At 32.3% G+C, this 23,241-nt stretch carries 23 protein-coding genes; 9 read left to right on the top strand and 14 right to left on the bottom strand.

What is annotated here, in order from left to right; genetic code table 11:
- Positions 1–188 precede the first annotated feature (188 nt).
- A complete protein-coding gene (locus tag M4I23_RS08855; RefSeq protein WP_158843849.1) occupies positions 189–1,283 on the bottom strand; it encodes an OmpA family protein in 1,095 nt (364 codons plus the stop codon).
- Between the two features lie 163 nt (positions 1,284–1,446).
- On the bottom strand, positions 1,447–2,301 hold the full coding sequence (gene purU / locus M4I23_RS08850) for a formyltetrahydrofolate deformylase (protein WP_249754147.1): 855 nt from the start codon (positions 2,299–2,301) through the stop codon (positions 1,447–1,449).
- Positions 2,302–2,448: 147 nt separating this feature from the next.
- On the opposite strand from purU, the gene M4I23_RS08845 reads away from it, so the two are divergent.
- Positions 2,449–5,886: a methylmalonyl-CoA mutase family protein gene (locus M4I23_RS08845; RefSeq protein WP_249754146.1), complete on the top strand. Its 3,438-nt coding sequence runs from the start codon at positions 2,449–2,451 to the stop codon at positions 5,884–5,886.
- Positions 5,887–6,618: 732 nt separating this feature from the next.
- On the opposite strand, the gene rplS is transcribed toward M4I23_RS08845, so the two are convergent.
- The 5 genes from rplS to M4I23_RS08820 all read right to left on the bottom strand — a co-directional run bounded on the left by rplS (position 6,619) and on the right by M4I23_RS08820 (position 11,416).
- The gene (gene rplS, locus M4I23_RS08840; RefSeq protein WP_158843843.1) at positions 6,619–6,969 is read right to left on the bottom strand and encodes a 50S ribosomal protein L19; all 351 of its coding nucleotides are present in this window, start codon (positions 6,967–6,969) and stop codon (positions 6,619–6,621) included.
- Between the two features lie 345 nt (positions 6,970–7,314).
- Positions 7,315–8,040, bottom strand: a complete 726-nt coding sequence (locus tag M4I23_RS08835) for a tRNA-uridine aminocarboxypropyltransferase (RefSeq protein WP_262922248.1) — start codon at positions 8,038–8,040, stop codon at positions 7,315–7,317.
- Between the two features lie 111 nt (positions 8,041–8,151).
- Complete coding sequence (trmD, locus tag M4I23_RS08830; protein WP_158843839.1) at positions 8,152–8,829, bottom strand: tRNA (guanosine(37)-N1)-methyltransferase TrmD; 678 nt, start codon at positions 8,827–8,829, stop codon at positions 8,152–8,154.
- A 139-nt stretch (positions 8,830–8,968) separates the two neighbouring features.
- Positions 8,969–9,583, bottom strand: coding sequence for a tRNA (guanine-N1)-methyltransferase (locus tag M4I23_RS08825; protein ID WP_158843837.1), 615 nt, complete (start codon positions 9,581–9,583; stop codon positions 8,969–8,971).
- 423 nt (positions 9,584–10,006) lie between these two features.
- Positions 10,007–11,416, bottom strand: a complete 1,410-nt coding sequence (locus M4I23_RS08820; RefSeq protein WP_249754144.1) for a trypsin-like peptidase domain-containing protein — start codon at positions 11,414–11,416, stop codon at positions 10,007–10,009.
- Between the two features lie 311 nt (positions 11,417–11,727).
- Between M4I23_RS08820 and dapF the strand changes: the two genes are divergently transcribed.
- The 5 genes from dapF to M4I23_RS08795 all read left to right on the top strand — a co-directional run bounded on the left by dapF (position 11,728) and on the right by M4I23_RS08795 (position 15,750).
- Positions 11,728–12,501 carry a diaminopimelate epimerase gene (dapF, locus tag M4I23_RS08815; RefSeq protein ID WP_249754143.1) on the top strand — a complete coding sequence of 258 codons (774 nt, stop codon included), beginning with the start codon at positions 11,728–11,730 and terminating at the stop codon, positions 12,499–12,501.
- The gene (locus tag M4I23_RS08810) at positions 12,498–13,022 is read left to right on the top strand and encodes a GNAT family N-acetyltransferase (protein ID WP_249754142.1); all 525 of its coding nucleotides are present in this window, start codon (positions 12,498–12,500) and stop codon (positions 13,020–13,022) included. The genes dapF and M4I23_RS08810 overlap by 4 nt, the downstream gene beginning before the upstream one ends.
- Positions 13,023–14,066 (top strand): endolytic transglycosylase MltG, encoded by a 1,044-nt coding sequence (gene mltG, locus M4I23_RS08805; protein WP_158843829.1) that lies wholly within the window; start codon positions 13,023–13,025, stop codon positions 14,064–14,066.
- A complete protein-coding gene (locus M4I23_RS08800; RefSeq protein WP_233267581.1) occupies positions 14,066–14,977 on the top strand; it encodes a DUF2279 domain-containing protein in 912 nt (303 codons plus the stop codon). Before mltG ends, M4I23_RS08800 begins: the two co-directional genes overlap by 1 nt.
- A gap of 110 nt (positions 14,978–15,087) precedes the next feature.
- A complete protein-coding gene (locus M4I23_RS08795; protein WP_158843827.1) occupies positions 15,088–15,750 on the top strand; it encodes a peptidoglycan-binding protein LysM in 663 nt (220 codons plus the stop codon).
- Between the two features lie 14 nt (positions 15,751–15,764).
- On the opposite strand, the gene M4I23_RS08790 is transcribed toward M4I23_RS08795, so the two are convergent.
- From M4I23_RS08790 to dnaA, 3 genes are read right to left on the bottom strand one after another with little or no spacing between them, the layout of a single operon-like run.
- Positions 15,765–16,481 carry an SAM-dependent methyltransferase gene (locus tag M4I23_RS08790; RefSeq protein WP_158843825.1) on the bottom strand — a complete coding sequence of 239 codons (717 nt, stop codon included), beginning with the start codon at positions 16,479–16,481 and terminating at the stop codon, positions 15,765–15,767.
- 1 nt (position 16,482) lies between these two features.
- Positions 16,483–16,938: a low molecular weight protein-tyrosine-phosphatase gene (locus tag M4I23_RS08785; RefSeq protein ID WP_233267580.1), complete on the bottom strand. Its 456-nt coding sequence runs from the start codon at positions 16,936–16,938 to the stop codon at positions 16,483–16,485.
- A 12-nt stretch (positions 16,939–16,950) separates the two neighbouring features.
- The gene (gene dnaA, locus M4I23_RS08780; RefSeq protein WP_158843823.1) at positions 16,951–18,378 is read right to left on the bottom strand and encodes a chromosomal replication initiator protein DnaA; all 1,428 of its coding nucleotides are present in this window, start codon (positions 18,376–18,378) and stop codon (positions 16,951–16,953) included.
- A gap of 182 nt (positions 18,379–18,560) precedes the next feature.
- Here dnaA and M4I23_RS08775 point away from each other — a divergent pair, with 182 nt between their 5' ends.
- The gene (locus M4I23_RS08775) at positions 18,561–18,965 is read left to right on the top strand and encodes a thioesterase family protein (RefSeq protein ID WP_158851515.1); all 405 of its coding nucleotides are present in this window, start codon (positions 18,561–18,563) and stop codon (positions 18,963–18,965) included.
- 17 nt (positions 18,966–18,982) lie between these two features.
- Here the strand turns inward: M4I23_RS08775 and M4I23_RS08770 are convergent, their stop codons facing one another.
- The 4 genes from M4I23_RS08770 to M4I23_RS08755 are packed head-to-tail and all read right to left on the bottom strand — an operon-like array spanning position 18,983 to position 21,712.
- On the bottom strand, positions 18,983–19,591 hold the full coding sequence (locus M4I23_RS08770) for a YigZ family protein (protein WP_158851513.1): 609 nt from the start codon (positions 19,589–19,591) through the stop codon (positions 18,983–18,985).
- A gap of 6 nt (positions 19,592–19,597) precedes the next feature.
- On the bottom strand, positions 19,598–20,209 hold the full coding sequence (locus M4I23_RS08765) for an HAD family phosphatase (RefSeq protein ID WP_249754141.1): 612 nt from the start codon (positions 20,207–20,209) through the stop codon (positions 19,598–19,600).
- Entirely contained in the window at positions 20,202–21,254 is a 1,053-nt protein-coding gene (gene ribD, locus M4I23_RS08760; RefSeq protein ID WP_249754140.1) for a bifunctional diaminohydroxyphosphoribosylaminopyrimidine deaminase/5-amino-6-(5-phosphoribosylamino)uracil reductase RibD, read from the bottom strand. Before ribD ends, M4I23_RS08765 begins: the two co-directional genes overlap by 8 nt.
- Positions 21,255–21,256: 2 nt before the next feature.
- The gene (locus tag M4I23_RS08755) at positions 21,257–21,712 is read right to left on the bottom strand and encodes an LEA type 2 family protein (protein WP_158851507.1); all 456 of its coding nucleotides are present in this window, start codon (positions 21,710–21,712) and stop codon (positions 21,257–21,259) included.
- A gap of 53 nt (positions 21,713–21,765) precedes the next feature.
- On the opposite strand from M4I23_RS08755, the gene M4I23_RS08750 reads away from it, so the two are divergent.
- Both M4I23_RS08750 and prmC read left to right on the top strand, forming a co-directional pair.
- Entirely contained in the window at positions 21,766–22,257 is a 492-nt protein-coding gene (locus M4I23_RS08750; RefSeq protein WP_249754139.1) for a GNAT family N-acetyltransferase, read from the top strand.
- 103 nt (positions 22,258–22,360) lie between these two features.
- A complete protein-coding gene (gene prmC, locus M4I23_RS08745; RefSeq protein WP_249754138.1) occupies positions 22,361–23,215 on the top strand; it encodes a peptide chain release factor N(5)-glutamine methyltransferase in 855 nt (284 codons plus the stop codon).
- The last annotated feature ends 26 nt before the right edge of the window (positions 23,216–23,241 follow it).

Genomic DNA, 23,241 nt, shown 5'->3' with positions numbered 1-23,241 from the left:
GTTAGGGATTGCAGAGTAAAACCCACAGCGGTGCCGATGGAAATCGGTGGCGTGAGGATTTGCAACGGAAAGCCCGACCCTTGTGGTAACGCCCAAAATATTATAAAATAAAAAAGGCACCTTAATTAAAAGATGCCTTTTTCGATAATTAAACTAACCCCTCAGTTTAATAATAGAATTTACTCATTTTATTGAATAACTCTAAATTCTGTACGTCTGTTTTGTTGGTGTTGAGCGTCTGAGCATTCTACACCATTAGCACATTTGTTTACTAATCTACTTTCACCATATCCTTTTGCAGTTAAACGGCTTCTAGAGATTCCTTTAGATACTAAGTAGTTAACTACAGAGTTAGCACGTTGTTGAGATAAAGACATGTTGAAATCATCATTTCCTCTTGCATCAGTATGAGACATTAATTCAATGCTTACTGGTTTGCTGTTTAATAAAGGTAATAAAGTTTCGTCGATAGTTTTCTTAGATGCTGGAGTGATACGTGCGCTACCTGTTTCGTAAAAAATTGGTAATACGTTAGATTTTAATAATCCACAATCAACTTCTTCCCAAGTAGTAATTCCACCTTTTTTAGCTAAAATAGTTCTTGTAACAGTTTGCATTTTTGCAGGTACAGTTACGTTTCTTGTAGATGCAGGAGTTGCAACAACTTGACGTTTGATAGTTGAGTATTCTGCAGGAATTTCAATTTCGTCCATTCTTGCTGGAGTTTTAACAACACGTTTTTTGTATACAGTGTTTAATTCTGTAACAGGCACTTGGCTAGTTGAAGCATCTGTAGCTAAAGTTGTAAAGCTTACATCTCTAGATTGAGCAGGGTATTCAACAAAACATGCAACTACACAATCTTCCTTGTTAGGAGAATCACAAGCAGTATCTTTGTATTCCCATCCTGATGTTTTAGGATATGTTTCAAAAGTTCTTGAACTAGAACCGAAAGTAGCAGGATTGATGTTTAAATCCGTTCTTCCTTCTTTCTTTACGTAAGGTACTTCTACAGTTTCGTAAGTTGCAGGAACGTACGTGTACTTCTTAGCAGCTTCTTTCACTAATACGCGATCTTCTACTGTTCTGTAAGTTGCAGGAACAACTTCTAATACTGTATATGCAGGATATACTTCGATAGTTTCTTCGATGTCTTTGAACTCATCTTTTGTAATACATTTTACGTAGCATTTTCCTGGATCAGGATTTGCAGGTAAGTTTTGAGCTTGAGTAAATCCGATTCCGAAAATTAAAGCTAGGCTTAAAAATAAATTTGTTTTCATAAAAATTAAAATTTAGTTAATGGTTATTTTTCCACACTATTAAGACACTGGAAAAACTGATAAGTCACAAGTTATTTGTAAAAATATTAAAAAAGTTCTCGTTGCTAGTGTTTATAAATGTAATTTGTTGTTTATAAACGCTGATTTTTAGTGGTTTATGAGGTTATGAAAAAATTATAGTTTTATTTTTATAAACCATTACTTTTCGGTTTGAATGTGCTTTTATGGCGTTTGCTAAAACTATTTTCTCTAAATCTCGTCCTTTGGCAATAAGCGCATCTATAGTATATGTGTGTGTTACATGTGCTACGTCTTGCTCAATAATTGGTCCTGCATCTAATTCCTCGGTTACGTAGTGACTTGTAGCTCCAATAATTTTAACACCACGTTTGTAAGCGGAATGATAAGGTTTGGCTCCCACAAAAGCAGGTAAAAAGGAATGATGTATATTTATTATTTTATTTGGATACTTATTAATTAATGTGCCAGATATTATTTGCATATAGCGTGCTAACACAATAAAATCGATATTATGGGTTTCTAACAATTCCAATTGTTTGGCTTCTGCCTCTACCTTAGTGTCTTTAGTTACTGGAATATGGTAGAATGGTATCTTAAAACTATCGGCAATAGGTTTTAAATCATTATGATTACTTATAATGAATGGAATTTCTAAATTAAGTTCCCCAGAATTGTAACGACCTAGTAAATCATACAGGCAATGGTCGTATTTAGAAACAAAAAGTGCCATTTTAGGTTTCTTTTCAGAAGAATAAATGCGCCACTTCATGTTAAACTTTTCAGCAATATCAGTTTTAAAACAATCTTTAAAGGTTTCTGTTGAAAAATTAACGTTTTGAAAATCACTTTCTAAACGCATGAAAAATATGTTCTGTTCCCGATCTACATGTTGATCTAAGTAAATAACATTACCTTGTTTTTCAGTAATAAAGTTGGTTACCGATGCAATAATACCAGGTAAATCTTTACAGTGAATGAGGAGGGTTATTTTATTCATTTAAATGGACTTCTTAATTTTTGTTAAAAGTAAGTTAAAATTAGATAAATTAAGATTTGTATTTTAAAAATAGATTATTTTTTGAAAACAGCATGGTTTTTTGAATATTATGTAAATTCGCACCTGTAATCCTAATATTTTTTAAGAATGAAACAAATTTCTTCCTATAAACCTAAGTATAAAGTAAGAATAGTGACCGCAGCATCACTTTTTGATGGTCACGACGCCTCAATTAATATAATGCGCCGAATTATTCAATCTACGGGCGTGGAAGTGATTCATTTAGGACATGATAGAAGTGTAGAAGAGGTTGTAAATACAGCTATACAAGAAGATGTTAATGCTATTTGTTTAACATCGTATCAAGGTGGACATAATGAATATTTTAAATACATGTTCGATTTATTAAAGGAACGAGGTGGCGAACATATTAAAATTTTTGGCGGCGGCGGCGGTGTTATTTTACCTTCTGAAATAAAAGAATTGATGGATTATGGTATTTGTAGAATCTATTCGCCCGATGATGGTCGCGAAATGGGACTACAAGGAATGATTAATGATTTGGTTGAAAAATCAGATTTTGCCATTGGTGACCAAATTGATGTTGATGTGAATGCATTAAAAGATAAAAATTCTAAAGCTATAGCAAGAGTTATTTCTTCGGCAGAGAATTTTCCTGAGGTTTCAAAATCGATTTTAGATGAAATTCATATTAAAAATAAAGATTCAAAAACACGTGTTTTAGGAATTACTGGTACTGGTGGAGCAGGAAAATCTAGTTTGGTAGATGAGTTAGTGCGTCGGTTTTTAATAGATTTCCCTGAGAAAACTGTTGGTATTATTTCTGTAGATCCTTCAAAACGAAAAACGGGAGGTGCTCTTTTGGGAGATAGAATCCGTATGAATGCCATTAATAATTCCCGCGTTTATATGCGTAGTTTAGCAACAAGGCAGTCTAACTTAGCACTTTCAAAACATGTGAACCAAGCTGTAGAGGTTTTAAAGGCTGCAGAATTCGACCTTATTATATTAGAAACTTCGGGAATTGGGCAGAGTGATACCGAAATTATCGAACATTCCGATGTATCCTTATATGTTATGACGCCTGAATTTGGTGCTGCAACCCAACTTGAAAAAATTGATATGCTCGATTTTGCCGATCTGGTAGCCATTAATAAGTTTGATAAACGGGGATCACTAGATGCTTTGCGTGATGTGAAAAAACAATACATGCGTAATAATAATTTGTGGGATACGCATCAAGACGATTTACCTGTTTTTGGAACTATAGCTTCGCAGTTTAACGATCCAGGTATGAATACGCTTTACAAAGCAATTATGGATACTTTGGTTGAAAAAGTTGGTGCCGATTTGAAATCGACTTTCATAATTTCGAACGAGATGAGTGAAAAGATTTTTGTTATCCCACCAAATAGAACACGTTACTTATCTGAAATTGCTGAAAACAACCGTGCTTACGATAAAAAAGGCTTAGAACAGTTTGAGGTGGCTCAGAAATTATACGGAATTTATAAAACCATTTGTTCTGTGGCGGTAATTTCGAACGAAAATGAGAAATCTCATCTGGGGAAATTTGGGTTAGAGGAGGAGCAAATTCTTGGGGAAGCTCAAAACGATACGGATAAGGAGTTTTTAAACCTTTTGGTAAAAGAATTTAATCGTGTAAAATTAAACCTAGATCCTTATAATTGGGAAATTATTACCACTTGGGACGAAAAAATTAATAAATATAAAAACCCTATTTATAGCTTTAAAGTAAGAGACAAGGAAATAAAAATTGAAACACATTCAGAATCTTTATCGCATTTACAGATTCCGAAAATCGCTTTACCAAAGTATCAAGCTTGGGGAGATGTTTTAAAATGGTGTCTACAAGAAAACGTACCAGGAGAATTTCCATACACTGCAGGTTTGTATCCTTTTAAAAGAACAGGTGAAGACCCTGCGAGAATGTTTGCGGGAGAAGGAGGGCCAGAACGGACTAATAAAAGGTTTCATTACGTAAGTGCAGGATTGCCCGCCAAGCGTTTATCTACCGCTTTTGATAGTGTAACGCTATATGGAAATGACCCAGATTTACGTCCAGATATTTACGGGAAAATCGGAAATGCAGGGGTTTCTATTTGTTGTTTAGACGATGCTAAAAAATTATATTCTGGTTTCGATTTAGCACATGTGATGACATCGGTTAGTATGACGATTAATGGGCCAGCACCAATGTTGTTAGGTTTTTTTATGAATGCAGCTATCGATCAGCAATGCGAAATTTATATTAAAGAACATAAAATAGAAAATGAAGTTGAAGCTAAAATAGCAGAAATTTATAAAGGAAAAGAACGTCCACAATATAATGGTGATTTACCCGAAAGTAATAATGGTTTAGGTTTAATGCTTTTAGGTGTAACCGGAGATCAGGTTTTACCTGCAGATGTTTACCAAGATATCAAGAAGAGTACTATTTCACAAGTTCGTGGTACGGTACAAGCCGATATTTTAAAGGAAGATCAAGCACAAAACACCTGTATATTTTCAACGGAGTTCGCATTGCGACTTATGGGCGATGTGCAAGAATATTTTATTGATAATAATGTGCGTAATTTTTATTCGGTTTCTATTTCTGGATATCATATTGCCGAAGCAGGAGCGAACCCAATTACACAATTAGCATTGACTTTATCTAATGGTTTCACTTACGTGGAATATTATTTAAGCCGTGGTATGGATATTAATAAGTTTGGGCCAAACTTGTCATTCTTCTTTTCCAACGGAATTGATCCAGAATATGCAGTTATTGGTCGTGTAGCCCGAAAAATTTGGGCAAAAGCGATGAAGCACAAGTATGGAGCCAACGCAAGAGCGCAAATGCTTAAATATCATATTCAAACGTCTGGGAGAAGTTTACATGCTCAGGAAATCGATTTTAATGATATCCGTACTACACTTCAAGCCTTATATGCTATTTATGATAATTGTAATTCGTTACACACTAATGCTTACGATGAAGCAATTACAACACCAACAGAGGAGTCTGTTCGTCGTGCTATGGCTATTCAGCTTATCATTAATAAAGAGTTAGGTTTAAATAAAAACGAAAACCCAATTCAAGGCTCGTTTATTATTGAAGAATTAACCGATTTAGTAGAAGAAGCCGTCTTACTAGAGTTCGATAGAATAACGGAGCGTGGAGGTGTTTTAGGAGCTATGGAAACCATGTACCAGCGGAGTAAAATACAAGAAGAAAGCTTGTATTACGAAACTTTAAAGCATAATGGCGATTTTCCAATAATTGGAGTTAATACCTTTTTGAGTAGCCAAGGTTCTCCAACGGTTTTACCTGCGGAAGTTATTCGTGCTACCGAAGAAGAGAAGCAATTTCAGATTAATACATTAGAAAATCTGCATGCAGCAAATAGTTCAGAGGTTTTATTAAAGGAACTTCAGTATAAAGCAGTGAATAACGAAAATATATTTGAAGCCTTAATGGAAGTTTGTAAAGTGTGTTCTCTAGGTCAAATTACGCACGCGTTGTTTGAAGTAGGAGGGCAGTATCGCCGAAACATGTAGGCTATTTATTCTAACGGGTTTTGGGATATTTTAGAACCCAACCACTTTTGGCCTTGATTCAATCAAACATTTATAAAAAACAAAAGCCATATCACTGCAGAACTTAATCTCCTTTGATATGGCTTTTTTGAAATAGTTTTTCTTGTTTCTTGAATTTAGTAAAATTTACTAAGTCGATTCGAATTTTCATCAAAACCTTTTCAATTCAAGTCTGCTATTTCAATTGACATACTACTGTAATTTTCAAAATGTATTGACCTATTACACTAATATATCGTGGTAATTGTTTTTCTTGATGCTAATGTTTTTAATATTTGCTTTCGCTTATATTCCACAATTAGCAGAACTTATAAAATTTACTTAAACTTTCGTTTTTATATACTTTATAAGTAGTTCATTATTAAGATATCAAAATTTTCATCTTTTAATACTTTAAAATGCCCTTGTTTTTTGCTACTCACGCATACACCTGAAGTAACAAAATCTTAAAAAACAATAATTTGTAAGAACGTTATCTTATTTAGAATAAAATGTAAATTCAGTGTTGAAGTGAAACCAACTTTCGTTGTCATTATCCTTACAGCTAAGATACAACCAGAATGTCTATTTTCGAAATATTTAAGAATCTAGTTATCAACATCTTATGAACTGTAGTTATTAACTTTTGTTAATAAAAAAAGCCTTGAGATATATCTCAAGGCTTTTAACTTACTGTAAAACAGTGTTTTGTAATTAACGTCTACGTTCAGTAATTCTGGCTTTTTTACCAGTTAAACCTCTAAAGTAGTAGATTCTAGCTCTACGTACTTTACCACGTTTGTTAACTTCTATTTTTTGTAATGCAGGTAAATTAACAGGGAAAATACGTTCCACACCAATAGTACCCGACATTTTTCTAATTGTAAAAGTTTCAGTTGAAGCTGACCCTCTTCTTTGAATTACTACTCCTCTAAAAAACTGAGTACGTGTTTTAGCACCCTCTTTAATTTCGTAGAATACAGTAATTGTATCTCCAGCTCCAAATTCTGGAAAATCTTTTTTTGTTACAAACTCGTCTTGAACAAATTTTATTAAAGATTGCATATCTTTATATTTATTAAATTATTAATTCAGAACAACATTCACGATTTTCGCCAGAGGTTAACCCGAAATTGGGTGCAAAGATACTTAATAATTTAAAACTCACAATTAAAATAATAAATTTTTACACCACTTATTATGGTGTTTCCCTGCGGGTCAGGCTATTCGCTATATCTTTTTGCGAAGTTTTTAGCTGTGTTGTTGTGGTTTTCTTCTTTTTACAAGTAATATTATAGACTAAGTCTCTTTTAAGTTTCTCAAAAAGGATGCCGCTGCTATCCTTAACACAACCATCTGCCAACATTTAGATCTCCAGAAGGCATAAAACCATCTATATAGAAATTACATCTATTCTTGTTCAAAAATAATATTCCTTTCAGTATTCTTCTTATACATCGTCTTAGGAGTAATTGCTCTGTTCATAGTAGAACAATAGTTCTTATTATTTGGGTTTAACATGTATTCCAGTTGATACTCAATCATTTTTTCAAAAGGAATAAGAAAGTCCTTTGTGTCGCATTCTTCTAAATCACCATCTTTAAGTAAATTTAAGACTGTGTAAACCGACTCAATAGTACTAAGGCAAAGAGATTCTGGTTGTTGCTTGATAATAAATTTTGATTTTATTGTATTATCAAAACTCACTCTTTTTAATTTCTGCAAGTTCCTGCTTAGTTTAAGCATTTTACGAGCGCAAGGCCAGGTGCCATCAATAAGAAATAGGTTTGCATTATTGCCCATAAAAGAATTTATTTCTGAACTTTCTCTTATCGATAAGTTGAAATTATCTTTCCCTGGGTAAAGTAAAAAAGAAGAACTGTTTTCTTTAGCCAGTATGTCGTTTACACGCTTATTATTGGTGAAATCAACACCAACTATAATTTCGGAATTTTCAAGTTGAAGATTCGTTATATGTCCCGTTCCGTTTTTTTCTTTTTTGTATTCCTTAGGATGCATAAGGATAATAAAACGAGTTTTAGTCTTTAAAGGACTAATGTGCTCGCAAACACATGTACTTGAGGGTCTCATGCATTTGTAACATGTTATTCTTGGGTTTGTTATTTCTGATTGCAATATGGGAATCGTTTTTGTTTTTCAATTTTTAAAATTGATCGAATTGTCTAACTACTTCTTATATGTTTTTTTTACTCACAAGTCACAACTAAAGTACGCACCACAACCTTTTTATTCATCCAATAAATCTGGTCTCAATTTTTTAGTACGCTGGTAAGCTTGTTCTTCTCTCCATTTTTCAATTTCAGGGAAATTACCACTAAATAGTAATTCAGGAACTTTCCATCCTTTATATTCTCTAGGTTTTGTATAAATAGGAGGCGCTAATAAATTATCTTGAAAAGAATCGGTTAGGGCCGAAGTTTCATTACCCAAAACCCCTGGTATTAATCTAATTATCGCATCACAAAGCACAGCTGCACCCAATTCGCCACCCGAAAGCACATAATCTCCAATAGAAATTTCGCGCGTAATAAATTGATCGCGCACCCGTTGATCCACACCTTTATAATGTCCGCATAAAATTATTATATTTTCATGCATCGATAATTGATTTGCAATACCTTGTTTTAAGGTTTCACCATCGGGCGTCATATAAATAACTTCATCGTACTCACGTTGCGATTTCAAATCGGTTATACATTTATCAATAGGTTCTACCATCATTACCATGCCTGCTCCACCACCAAACTGAGTATCATCAATAGATTTATAGTTATCGGTAGTATAATCGCGTAAATTATGAAAATGAACTTCAACCAAACCGGCTTCAATAGCACGTTTTAAAATAGAAGCCTCAAACGGACTTTTTAATAATTCTGGTAAAACGGTAATAATATCTATACGCATGGCTTGTTTTTATCTGCTACAAAGATAAATTAATTGTTCGGTATTTTTAATTAAGATTTACCAAGTGTTTCGTTCGGTTAACAACAAAAAAAATCAGCAATAAACATTGCGGATTTTTTAATATTATAAAGAGCAGTTTTTAAGCTTTTTTCTGTTTATTAATTTCGTCTTGCAATTGTCTGCGCACTTTTTGTTCGCGTTCTAGTGCTGTTTTTCGGTGTTCTTCAAACTCTTCTTCAGTTTCGGCTAAACTCTTCTTTGCAGCACGAGTTATCGCATTGCTATTATTGAATTTATAAATAAAGAAAAGTAATAACACTAATAATCCCCCAATAATAGACCACATAAGTACATTGTAGCTCGATTTACTCATTTGTAAACCAAACAAAGACATGTTGTTTTTTTCAGTGTTGGTTTTGTCTAAATCGGTTTGCGTATTAGATAAGTTTAATTTTAAGTCAGAAATTTCTTTTCCTTGGTTTTTAACAACTACTTGTGTGTCGGCTAGATCTTTATGTACCGCCTTTAAAGAATCTAAAGTATGTGCTTTAAGCGCGTAAAGCCATGTCTTTTTTACGGTTTTATAATCTTGCCAGCTGTTCGAACGTCTGATAACAAATTCAAATTGGTTATCTATTGAGCCGCTGTTTAATGATAATTTATCTTCTTCTTGTGTTGCATTGGTTTGAGAAAAAGAAGTAAGCGTAAATAAAAACGCACATGCTATGAAAAACAGTTGTTTAGTAAAATTCATTTCTAAAAATAATTTTTAATTGGTTGAATTCGGTTGACGAAGTTAAGAAAATATGATTATAATTAGTTATAAAGCCTCTTTAAAATGAGGCTAATTTATATACGGGTAACATTTTATTTTAGATGTTTTTATTTTGTAATAAGTAAAATGCTCGTTTTAGAAGCATATTTCATTAACTTAATAAGCTAATAGCTATCGTTATATTTATTATTGGACCATATATATAGTCGAGTATTTTGGTTATTTTCTGAGGAAAGTTATCTTGTTATTATTGCATTGAACACAATGAATAGCGCTTATGTTTTTCTGCTAAAATCACGAAATATAGTTTTTAATGTTTTGTTCGGTATAGCTAATGTAAAAAAACAAACCCTTTAAAGTTTTTAACTTTAAAGGGTTCACTAACACAAATTCAAACAATAATTATTTGAAAAGAACTTCTTTTTTCTCTTTTCGAGTGTTTATGTATTCTAATTTTTTAATATGATCTAAAATATCTTCACCGTATTTTTCTTTTAATTTTGAAATATCCGAGATACTTTCAATTTTACTATCGTTAATTCCAGTAATAATATAACCTTCAGAAATACCTAAATTAGAGTATAACCATTCGTTTTCTGTTTTCTTAACAATTACTCCATAATTAATTTGATACTTTTCTTTAAAAGAATCTGATAAATCTTGTAATTCCATTTTCATGAAATTAACAGTAAACAGCTCTGTTTTTGTAAGTGTTACAGAAACCAATTTTATATCATTATCTCTAAATAGTTCTACATTCACAACATCATTAGGGCGTTTTGTTTTAATATAACCACTTAAATCTTCAAATTTCGATATTTCGATATTGTCTAATTTCTTAATAATATCTCCTTTTTTAATACCAGCTTTTTCAGCTCCGGAACTTTTAACAACTTCGGCAACATATACACCTTCGGCATAATTAACACCCATTTCTTCCGCTACAGCGCTATTAAGCGTGCCTCCTTGGATACCTAAAACACCATTTTGTACGTTACCAAATTCCATAATATCTTCAATAACTTTTCGAGCAATATTACTCGGTACAGCAAAGGAATATCCAACATAAGATCCTGTTTGCGATGATATAGCCGTATTAATACCAATTAATTCTCCATTGGTGTTTACTAATGCACCACCTGAGTTCCCAGGGTTTACAGCAGCATCCGTTTGTAAAAAGGATTGCGAACTTTGCCCTGTTAAATCTCTAGATTTTGCACTTATAATTCCCGCCGTTACGGTAGATGTTAAATTAAAAGGGTTACCAACGGCCAATACCCATTCGCCAATTTGTACGCTATCGGAATCTCCAAAAGTAACATAGGGTAAATCTTCATCGGCATCAATTTTTAGTAAAGCGATATCGGTTTTTGGATCGGTTCCAACTACTTCAGCAGTATAGGTTTTGTTGTTGTTTAAGGTTACTGAAAGTTCGCTAGCGTTTTTTATTACGTGGTTATTGGTGATAATATAACCATCGGCATTAATAATTACGCCAGAGCCTGTGCCCATTTGTGCACGTTGCGGGCTTCTTCCAGAAAAGAAATCTTGTAATGTCATTTGTCCAGAACTAATAGTTACGTTTTTAACGTGAACTACTGCATGTACTGCATTATCTGCAGCCGTTGTAAAATCTGTGTTTTCGGCAGCATTCAATGCCATGTTTAAATTATTTGTTGGTAGAAAAGTAGGCTTTTCATTACTTGTTGCAACTACGACAGTATTGTCTTTTTCTAAAAAGAGTTTATAAGAGCCAAGCGTTATAACACCTCCTAATATGGATACCATTACTAAGGTTAAAATCTTTTTCATATTATATATTGTTTTGAGAGTTTAAAATTTATTTCAATCTATTTAATGATTAAAATTAGATATTTATTGAACATTAAATTTACTTTTAACGATTTTTAACGTGCACTTTAACTCCTATTTAACAGAGGGTGCAAACGTCTTGTTTTATTGTTATTGAATAATTAAAGCTATGTTTGTTAGTGTTTTGTGTTAAAATGATAAGGTTTGTAAGATCTTATTATTGATGTACTAGATTTGATGTTTTTATAGATTAATTCCTGTATTTGTGGACAGAAAATTAGATTCTTTATTCATATATTTGCCAGCATATTATGCAACAGACTTTTTATAAATACCAAGGAACAGGTAACGATTTTGTAATGGTTGATAACCGTGAGCAAACGTTCAATAAAAGAGACACCAAACGCATTGCTTTTTTATGCGATAGACGTTTTGGAATAGGAGCAGATGGGCTTATTCTTCTTGAAAATCATGATACATTAGATTTTAAAATGGTGTATTTCAATGCTGATGGAAACGAGAGTACCATGTGTGGAAATGGAGGTCGCTGTTTAGTGGCTTTTGCAAAACAATTAGGTGTTATTGACGATAAAGCAGTTTTTGAAGCAATAGATGGTTTACATCATGCTGAAATTGAAGCAGATATTGTGAAACTTCAAATGCAGGATGTTGATGTTGTTGAAAAGTTTGACGATCACGTGTTTTTAAATACAGGATCTCCTCATCATGTGCAATTTGAAGATGCTATTGAGTATTTCGATATAAAAGATAAAGGATCTAAAATTAGAAATGGTGAACCATATTTTAATGAAGGTACAAACGTAAATTTCGTTAAAAAAGTAAACGACGAAGTTTTTAGAGTTAGAACTTACGAACGTGGTGTTGAAGATGAAACCTTATCTTGTGGAACTGGAGTTACTGCTGTTGCAATTGCTATGCACGCTATTAATGAAACGCCTGAAACTTTAATAAAATTAAATGTTCAAGGCGGAAAATTAAATGTGAGTTTTGATATTGAAAACGGTACTTACAAAAATGTTTGGCTTATTGGGCCAGCTAAATTTGTGTTTAAAGGCGAGATATGATTACTTTAAAAGGCGAACATATCTATTTGCGCGCTTTAGAGCCTGAAGATCTAGAATTTATTCATGCCATTGAAAACGATGAAGCTGTTTGGGAAATTAGTAACACGCAAACTCCATATTCTAAGTTTTTAATTAAGCAGTATTTAGAGGAAGCTCACCGTGATATTTACGACGTAAAGCAACTAAGATTAGTGATTTCTAATCATCAAGATGAAGCCATTGGGCTCATAGATTTGTTCGATTTTGATGTTAAAAACGGAAGAGCAGGTATTGGTGTTTTAGTTAAAGATGAAGTTGATAGAAGTAAAGGAGCAGGTAAAGAAGCCTTGTCTTTGTTAGTGAATTATAGTTTTACACATTTAGATTTACATCAACTGTATTGTAATATTTCCGAAGAAAACACTATTAGTATCAAGCTGTTTACAAATCAAGGTTTTAAACAAATTGGACTTAAAAAAGATTGGAACTATGTAAATGGTTCTTATAAAAACGAATATTTATTTCAGCTTATTAAAAATTAAATGTATATAAAAAAAATACTTCTTGCCATTTTAGTAATCGGACTTGTTGTTGCCGGATTTTTTGCCAATTTTGTTTACAAAGCTATGCTGAGGCCTAATACAGCCTTTAATAATGAAACGGCTTATGTTTATATTTCGTCTAAGGCTGATTATGATGAAGTGAGAAGTCAATTAGAGCCGCTGTTGGATGATATAGGTTCGTTTGATGATTTAGCTGACCGTAAAAAATATACCTCTAACATTAAGGGAGGTAAGTATGCTATTAAAAAGGGAATGACAAATAACGATATTATCAATTCTATACGAAGTGGTAATGTGCCTATAAAAGTGTCGTTTAACAACCAGTCGACTTTAGAAAAGTTGGCGGGGCGCATTTCAAAAGAAATTGAAGCCGATAGTTTGTCTCTATTGAAAGCCATGACAGAAAAAACTTTTTTAGCTGAAAATAAATTTAGTGAAGCAACCGCTTTAGGAATGTATTTACCTAATAGTTATGAGTTTTTCTGGAACACCGATGCTGAAGGTTTTAGAGACCGTATGCTAATAGAATACAATCGTTTTTGGAATGATACAAGAACTAAAAAAGCGGAAGCTATTGGTTTATCTCAAAATCAAGTTATTGCATTAGCATCTATAGTTTACGAAGAATCTAAACAAGCTAGCGAACAACCAAGGATAGCTGGTGTTTATATGAATAGATTAAGAATAGGTATGCCATTACAAGCAGATCCTACCTTAAAATTTGCTGCTTACCAACTACCAAAATATAAAAACACCATTATTAAGCGTGTTTTAAATGTGCATAAAGATATTGTATCTCCTTACAATACTTATAAAAATAGAGGCTTACCTCCTGGATTAATTGCTATGCCAGATATCTCTGCTATCGATGCGGTTCTAAATTTTGAAAAGCATAAATATCTTTATTTTGCTGCGAATGCTAAAAAAATGGGGTATCATAATTTTGCTAAAACTTTAGCACAGCATAATGTAAACGCACGTGAATATCAGCGTTATCTTTCTGCTCAAGGCATTAATAAATAGTGGATGGTTTTAGAGTGAAATATGCGTTGTTTCTAATTTTGGTTTCGTCGCTAGCTTTTTCTCAAACGAAGTTCAATTCATTTTTTATACCTAGTGATTCTTTAAATATTTCAAGACGTAATACTGTTGTTATTTCTGAAGCTGCACTTGCAGGCATAACTTTAGTTGGTTTAAACCAATTATGGTATGCGGATTACGAGCGTTCTAAATTGCATACTTTAAATGATAATAATGAATGGTTGCAAATGGATAAGTTTGGGCATGCGTTTTCTGCTTATCAAATAGGGAAACATGGTGCGCAAGTTTTAAACTGGAGTGGTGTAGGTGAAAAGGATCAACTTATTTATGGAGCTACATTGGGATTTGGTTTCCTTTCTGCTGTTGAAATTTTAGACGGTTATTCTGAAGAATGGGGTTTTTCCTGGGGTGATATTTTGGCTAATGCATCAGGTACAAGTTTGTATATTGGGCAAGAATTATTGTGGAAGGAACAAAGAATTGCTTTAAAGTATAGTTTTCATCAAACAAAATACGCCAAACGGAACCCTGATAAGCTCGGGAATGGTATTTTAGAAGAGGTGTTAAAGGATTACAACGGACAAACTTACTGGTTAAGCGCAAATTTGCAATCTTTTTTTAAGAAAAGTAAAATCCCTAAATGGCTCAATATTGCTGTTGGTTATGGTGGGGAAGGTATGCTTAGAGGAGTGGAAAGTGTTGATAACCAAATGTTAATAAATAACTCGCCTTACAGGCAAATGTTTCTTAGTTTCGATGTTAATTTGGATAAAATAAAAACAAATTCGCCTTTTCTGAAAACGATTTTTAGTGTTTTTAGTATGATAAAAATACCGTTTCCGACTCTCGAATTTAATAAAAAAGGGTGTGTTTTTCATCCATTCTACATTTGATTAGTGTAGTTAATCGATTAATTTTGTTGGTGTTATAATATTGAGTATCTTTGCACGCTCAAAATTTCAAGTGATTTTTAATTGTAAATTCACTGAAGAATTTAGAAATTATGACAAAGAATATTGCAAGTTATTTAGTCTTAGCACTTTTAACAGTAATTATGTTAAGTGTGTCGTTTTCATCAAAAAATTCGATAGAAGATTTAAGTAAGTATTCAACAGCAGGTTTAGAGTTAGATTATACTGTAAGCCTCGACGAAGACATCAAAGAAGATGTTTTAGTGTCGAATGACGAGAACAATGTATTTTCTCCATATTTGGGAAAATCATTTGTAGGATTTAAAGAAGCTATAGGCTTTAAGGAATCGAGAGGTAATTACACAACAGTAAACACTTTTGGTTATTTAGGCAAATATCAGTTTGGGAGAGAAACGTTAAAAATGATTGGGATTAATAATCCAGCTCAGTTTTTAAAGAGTCCTAAGCTACAAGAAAAAGCGTTTATTGCTAATGCCGCAAGAAATAAATGGATTTTACGTCGCGACATTAAAAATTTTGTAGGACGACGTATTAATGGTGTGGTTGTAACAGAATCTGGTATTTTGGCAGCAGCACATTTAGCAGGTCCTGGCAGTGTGAAAACGTATTTAAGAAGCTACGGTTTAGATAATTTTGCTGATGGTTTTGGAACCACAGTTGGATATTATATGAAACGTTTTTCTGGTTATGACACTTCATTTGTAAAACCAGATAGGCGTGCTAAGGCAATCTAAAAGGGGTTTTAAAATTAGCTTTTATGTATAATAAATAGCGTTGGTCTTTTATGAAGGTCAACGCTATTTTTTTGCCATGCTTTGGCGCTCTTTGTTTTTATAAATTCAGTTTCTAAAGTAATATCACAGGCTACACAGATATCGGTGTTGTTTTCTAAAACGGTACTTAAATCTTCTAGCATTTTATTGTTCCGGTAAGGTGTTTCAATAAAAAGTTGCGATTGGTTATGCTCAAAAGATAAGCGCTCTAATCGCTTTATTTCTGTTTTTCTTTCTCCTTTATCAATAGGTAAGTAGCCATTAAATGCAAAACTTTGCCCATTCATTCCAGAACTCATCATAGCCATTAAAATAGATGATGGTCCTACAAGAGGGATTACTTTTATGTTTTTCTCATGTGCTATTTTTACAACATCGGCTCCAGGGTCCGCAACGCCTGGACAGCCAGCTTCAGATAGAAGTCCAACGTTAATTCCATTTAAACACGGGTTTAAAAAAGCGGGTAATTCACTAGCTTCTGTTCGTTTGTTTAAAGTAAATAACTGTAGTGAAGGTTGTGCTTTTTCTGGACAAATCTTTTTTATGAAACGGCGTGCTGTTTTTTCGTTTTCAACAATAAAAACATCAATTTTATCTATGGTATTTTTTACAGTTATAGGTAAAACATCTAGCGGATTATTATCGCCTAAAGTAGTTGGTATTAAAAAAAGTTGGCCTTTAGCTGATGTCATTTTATTCCGAAGTTAAATTATTTGCAATAATAGTACATGCTTCATCTAGCATGTTATATATGTTCTCAAAACCATCGTTACCACCGTAATAGGGGTCTGGTACATTAAAATTCTTGTTGGGATAAACTTCATTTAAAATAAAGTTAACTTTAGAGATATCTTGATTGTTTCTGGCAAGTTTGATTACATTTTTGAAATTAGAATCATCCATCACGTAAATGATGTCAAATGTATCAAAATCGGAAACTAAAAATTGTCTTCCTTTTAGATTTGAAATATTTAGACCATATTTTTTAGCCACCGCAATAGATCGCGAATCTGGCGAGTTACCTGTATGGTAATTTGCTGTTCCGGCAGAATCAACAATGAAGTTGTTGGATAGTTTAGATTTTAAAATACCTTCGGCAAGTGGAGAACGGCAAATGTTTCCCAAGCATACCATCAGAATTTTAGTCATTTTAAAACAGTTTTAAACAGAAAGTTTTTTAGTGATATCTTCAACGTATTTTCTAAATTGTTTGTCTGTTGAGGATAAATTGTCTACCGTTTTACAAGCGTGTAAAACCGTGGCGTGATCACGTTTACCTATTTGAGAACCAATACTGGCTAAAGATGCCTTTGTTAGTTTTTTAGCAAAAAACATGGCTAATTGTCTAGCTTGTACAATATGGCGTTTTCTAGTTTTAGATTGAAGTGTATCGATGTCCATTTGGAAATAATCTGATACTACTTTTTGAATATAATCTATAGAAACTTCGCGTTTTGTGTTTTTTACAAATTTCTCAACAATAGTGCGAGCTAAATCAATAGTGATTTCTTTTTTGTTGAAAGAAGACTGTGCAATTAATGAAATAATAGCACCTTCCAATTCTCGAACATTTGTTTTTATGTTTTTAGCAACATACTCAATAATGTCCTCTGGCATTTCAACACCATCACGATATAATTTATTCTTTAAAATAGAAACTCGAGTTTCAAAGTCAGGATGTTGTAACTCTGCTGAAAGTCCCCATTTAAAACGAGATAATAAGCGTTGTTCAATATCTTGCATATCAACAGGTGCTTTATCACTTGTTAATATAACTTGTTTTCCATTTTGATGTAAATGATTAAAAATGTGGAAGAAAACATCTTGAGTTCCTGTTTTTCCTGTTAGGAATTGCACATCATCAATAATTAAAACATCTATAATTTGATAGAAATGAATAAAATCGTTTCTATTATTTTTCTTAACAGAATCTATATATTGCTGCGTAAATTTTTCAGCTGAAATATATAAAACGGTTTTTTCAGGATATTTATCTTTAATATCAACACCAATAGCGTGCGCTAAATGTGTTTTACCTAGACCAACACCTCCAAAGATTAATAATGGATTAAAAGATGTTCCACCGGGCTTAGCGGCAACAGCTAATCCTGCACTTCTAGCTAAACGGTTAGAGTCGCCTTCTAAAAAGTTTTCAAAACTATAATTTGGGTTTAATTGCGATTCAATTTTAACATTTCTAATTCCTGGAATTACAAATGGATTACGTAATTCTGGATTTTTATTGTTTAAAGGAATATCAACATCTTGTGATTTTAAACCACTTCTGTTTGAACTCGGGATTTTTTCGGTAAAAGGTTGTTTATTGCCATAAGTGTTTTCCATTTTAATAATGTAAACTAGTTTGGCTTTTTCTCCTAATTCTTTAGTTAGGGATACTTTTAATATTTTAACATAATGTTCTTCTAGCCATTCGTAAAAGAATTTACTAGGTACCTGAATGCTTAAAGCGTTATCAGCTAGTTTAACTGCTATTATTGGTTCAAACCATGTTTTATAGGCTTGCGGCTGGATATTATCCTTTATGAATTTTAGACAACTATTCCATACCGTTTGCGCAGTTATACTCATTTTAAATACTCTTGTTGTTTGTTAATTATTATGGATGAAAAACGAATTTTCCATATCCCTCCATTTTGCGTTCGGCAAAGATGTGAACAAAATTCTTAAAAAAAAAATCATTTACTATTGAATAATTAGAATTTTTTCCTCAAGTTTAAGCACTTGTCGAAACTACAAAAAAATATTGAAATATGCTTCCGAAATCCGATGAAATACAAATAAGAGTGAGATACGGTGAAACAGACCAAATGGGGGTTGTGTATCACGGGAATTATGCGTTATATTTAGAAATGGGACGTATTGAGTGGCTACGTAAACTTGGTGTTTCTTATAAAACTATGGAAGAAAATGGGGTTATGTTACCCGTCGTTTCTTTGAATGTAAATTATAAAAAGCCAGCGGGTTATGATGATTTAATTAATGTGAAAACACAACTCAAAAAAAGACCCACTGCCAAAATAGAATTTGAGTATGAAATCACAAATCAGAAAGGAGAACTTTTATCTACAGCAAGTACAATTTTGGTATTTGTAGACATGAAAACCAAACGACCAACAAAAGCGCCACAATATATTTTAGATATACTTGAAGCTTAATTTTTTTTATGTTCGTATTAAATTTGCTTGATGTGTATTTCAAAAAGATGATTAAAAGTTTCAAAAACAGCTTCTGAATCTTTTTTTCGAACGGAAATTGTAATTTGGCAATCTAGTTCTAGTTTTTGATTGGTAATATTTAAGTTCCGTTCTTTGATTACTCGCATCACTTTATTCATGTTTTTGTAATCGAAAGTGATTAGATAATCAATGTTTATCGTTTTTTCTAATATTTTAGATGCTTCAAGACTTAATAGGGCAGTGGTTTTATAAGCATTTATTAAACCGCCGACACCTAATTTTACGCCACCAAAATATCGAACAACCACGATTAAGATGTTAGTAACATCGAAGGATTGAATTTGACCATAAATTGGCATGCCTGCACTATTATTTGGTTCGCCATCATCGTTTGCACGATAACTTATGGTTTCTGTTCCAAATTGATAAGCATAGCACCAATGACGCGCAGAATGATGTTCCTTTTTTAATAATTCTAAATGAGTTTTCACATCATCTTCATTAAAAACGGGAAAGGTGTAGCCGAAAAATTTACTGTTTTTATCTTTGAATAAGACTGGCTCTGGAGCTACATCAATAGTTCTATATGTATCTTTTTCTATCAAACGTATTTAAAATAAGCTGCTTTTGGTTTCAAATAAAGTACAAACATCTTCAGTTTCTGGATTAATATGCCAGGTTTTAAAATTCAAATTATTGGCAGTTTCAATATTATCTTTATTGTCGTCTATAAAAAGGCATTCCTCGGCCTTTAAATTATTTTCTTTTAGAAGGAACTCAAAAATATCATCATTTGGTTTTCTTAAGTTAATCTCGTGAGAAAGATAAAATGCGTCAAAACAATTTTTAAATTCTTCGAAAAATGAAATGCTTTCTTTTATTGAATCAATATGAAGCTCATTGGTGTTACTCAATAAAATAAGTTTGTATTTAGATGAAGTTTTTAGTTCTTTTATGAATTCTAACCTAGTTTTAGGAAAATGTTTCAACATGTAATTCCATGTATAGATAAGTTCTTCTTTTGAAAGTTTAGGGAAATTTTCGGCATAAAACTCTAAAAACTCATCGGTTGAAATTAACCCTTGCTCATAAAAACTATTAAAAGCAGTCATTTCTTCCGAAAAGGAATCTATTTCTAAAGTTTCAAAAGCATATTTTGCAGCGCCTTCAATATCAAGATTTATAAATACGTTTCCGAAATCGAAAATCAAGGTTTTAATCATTGTTGTAAATTTTTAATGTATCTGTTAAAATGTTTTCTTCGGAAATTAAACAACCTGAAAATCTTGGTGCTTTCACGCCTGTTTTAAATTGCGTTTTTCCTGTAAAAATCCTAGCTTCGTCCCAAAGGTTTTCATCTATAAAAGTTTGAAGTGTTTGTGCTCCACCTTCTATAATTACAGAATTTATGTTGTTATTGAATAAAACAGAAGCTATTTGCTGTGCAATTTTGGATTTTAAATTCCAGTTGATTGTTTCTTGTTTCTTGTTTTCAACCTCAGTTAGCTTAAGTTCATCATTTTCACAAATGATAATAGTCTTGGCTTCATTATTAAAAACAGCAAGGTTATTTGATAATTTACTAGTTTTATCTAAAACAACCCGAATAGGGTTTTTACCAACAAAATCACGACTTGTAAGTGTTGGGTTATCTGCTAGTACAGTATTTGTTCCTACTAAAATAGCTTGTTCCTCAGCACGCCATTTATGAACTAATTGTCTGGAAAAGGTATTTGTAATCCAAACAGGTTTTTGTTCGTTTTTTGTTGTTGGCGCAATGAATCCATCGGCAGATTGTGCCCATTTTAAAATAATATAAGGGCGTTTTTTATTATGAAATGTAAAGAACCGTTTGTGGTGTGCTTTGCATTCCTTTTCTAAAACTCCAACAATAACTTCGGCGCCAGAACTTCTTAACTTTTTAATACCTTGGCCTGCAACTTTTTCGTAATCGTCAACGCAGCCAATCACTACTTTCTGTATTTTGTGTTTAATAATAAGATCGCTGCAAGGAGGTGTTTTTCCATAATGCGAGCAAGGTTCTAGCGTGACGTAAATAGTAGATTTGTTTAAAAGGCTTTTATCTTTAACAGAATTAATAGCGTTAACCTCTGCGTGGTTTCCACCGTATTTACTGGTAAAACCTTCGCCTATAATTTTATTGTTTAATACAATAATACTACCAACCATGGGATTTGGTTGTGTTGATCCTAAGCCGTTTTTAGCGATTTCTAAACAACGTTTAATATATGTTTCGTGGGTGTTCAATACTATAATTTTATTTTAACATCTTCAGTTTCGTTAACGGTATAGCTATGCGAAAAACCAAAAACCTTATAATTTATTTCACCTGTATATTGCACTTTTACTTTTTTACTGAATAAGCTACCAAGTAAACTGCTTAGATTCTTATTACTAAAAATACTATCGGTTGGAATAATAGCTTTTAAAGGAATTGTAAATTCTTTTTTTGCTGGAACATCAAAATTATCTGCGGAGACATGTCCCATTTCATTATTGTTTACAAAAATCTTAATACCGTCGGTTTGCAATTCTCCACCAATATCATTTGGGTTCAAAAATAAAGCGTCGGCCACAAATGTTATGTTTCTAGAGGTGCTTTCTATAACTTTAATATTTTGTACACCAACGAAAGTAGGTTTTTCTGTAACGGTACAACTCAAAAATGAGATAAGGAGTGTTGATAAAATTATGAGTTTCTTCATTAATGATATTTATGATTTACTGTATCTTCACCTATCTAAAAAGATGATTAATTATGAGCAAAGATACTATAGTTATTCGAGAAATTAGATGTGAAGATAACCCAGAAATGGAACAAGTTATCCGTGGGTGCTTTCATGAATTTAAAATCCCGTTGGAAGGTACGGCTTATACCGACCCAGAAACTAAACAATTGTTTGAGGCTTACCAAAATGAAAACGATGCATATTTTGTTATTGATGTAAATGGTGAAATTTTAGGTGGCGGTGGAGTAAAGCCTTTGAAGGATTTTGAAAGTTCGGTTTGTGAAATTCAGAAAATGTACTTTTCTCCAAAAATTAGAGGTAAAGGTTATGGTAAGCTATTATTTCAAAAATGTTTAGAAACAGCTAAAATATTAGGCTATAAGCAGTGTTATATTGAATCGGCTACGCAATTAAAAGCAGCAATACATATTTACGAAATTAATGGGTTTAAACATTTAGAAAGGGCTTTGGGTGATACAGGTCACTTTTCTTGTGGTGTTTGGATGTTAAAGGATTTATAAAAACAATGAGATATTAATTGGTTTACTGTTTTAAGCTTTTTTAAACATTGTATTTCTGAGTAATAATTTGTGTATTCGTAGCTAAAAAATATAAATTTGCTAAATGAAATTGAAAGATATTAAAAATAAATTCCATCAAGAATTGGACAATTTATTCCCTTTAGAGGAAGTGGATAGTTTTTTTTATATGTTGATTGAAGCTTATTATAAGATTTCAAGATTGAATTTAGCAATGGATTCTAGCTTGGAGGTTGAAAATGAAGCACTAATTTTAGATGCATTGCAATTACTAAAAGATCAAAAACCTATCCAGTACATATTAGGTGAAACTGAATTTTACGGTTTAGAGTTTAAGGTTAATGAAAACACCTTAATACCACGGCCAGAAACTGAAGAATTGGTGAATTGGGTTTTAAAAATGAAATCTAAAACCGAAAAAATAAATATTTTAGATATTGGTACAGGAAGTGGTTGTATAGCTATTTCTATTGCAAAACACTTACCAAATGCTAATGTGTATGCTTTAGATGTAAGTATAGGAGCTCTGGAAATGGCAAAGCAAAATGCCGAATTAAACGAAGTTGAAATTAAATTTATAAATCAAGATATTCTATCTGTTTGTAATTCTAAATTTGATAAAAACTTTAAATTTAATATTATTGTTTCGAATCCGCCATATGTTCGAAATAAAGAAAAACAATTAATGCAACCGAATGTTTTAGAAAACGAGCCACACTTGGCATTGTTTGTTGATGATGAAGATCCATTAAAATTTTATAAAGCCATAACTGAATTCGCAGTTAAAAACTTAACAGAAAAAGGTGTTTTGTTTTTTGAAATTAATGAATATTTAGGTAGTGAAATGATTCAGCTTTTAAAGTCGAATAATTTTAAAAATATTCAATTGAAACAAGATGTTTTCAAAAAAGATAGAATGATAAAAGGAACTTTTAATTAATAATTGGAAGATTTTTTTTCAACTAA

The organism is Algibacter sp. L4_22 (assembly GCF_023473045.1).
Classification (GTDB): domain Bacteria; phylum Bacteroidota; class Bacteroidia; order Flavobacteriales; family Flavobacteriaceae; genus Algibacter.
This window is presented reverse-complemented; position numbering and strand designations above follow the sequence as displayed.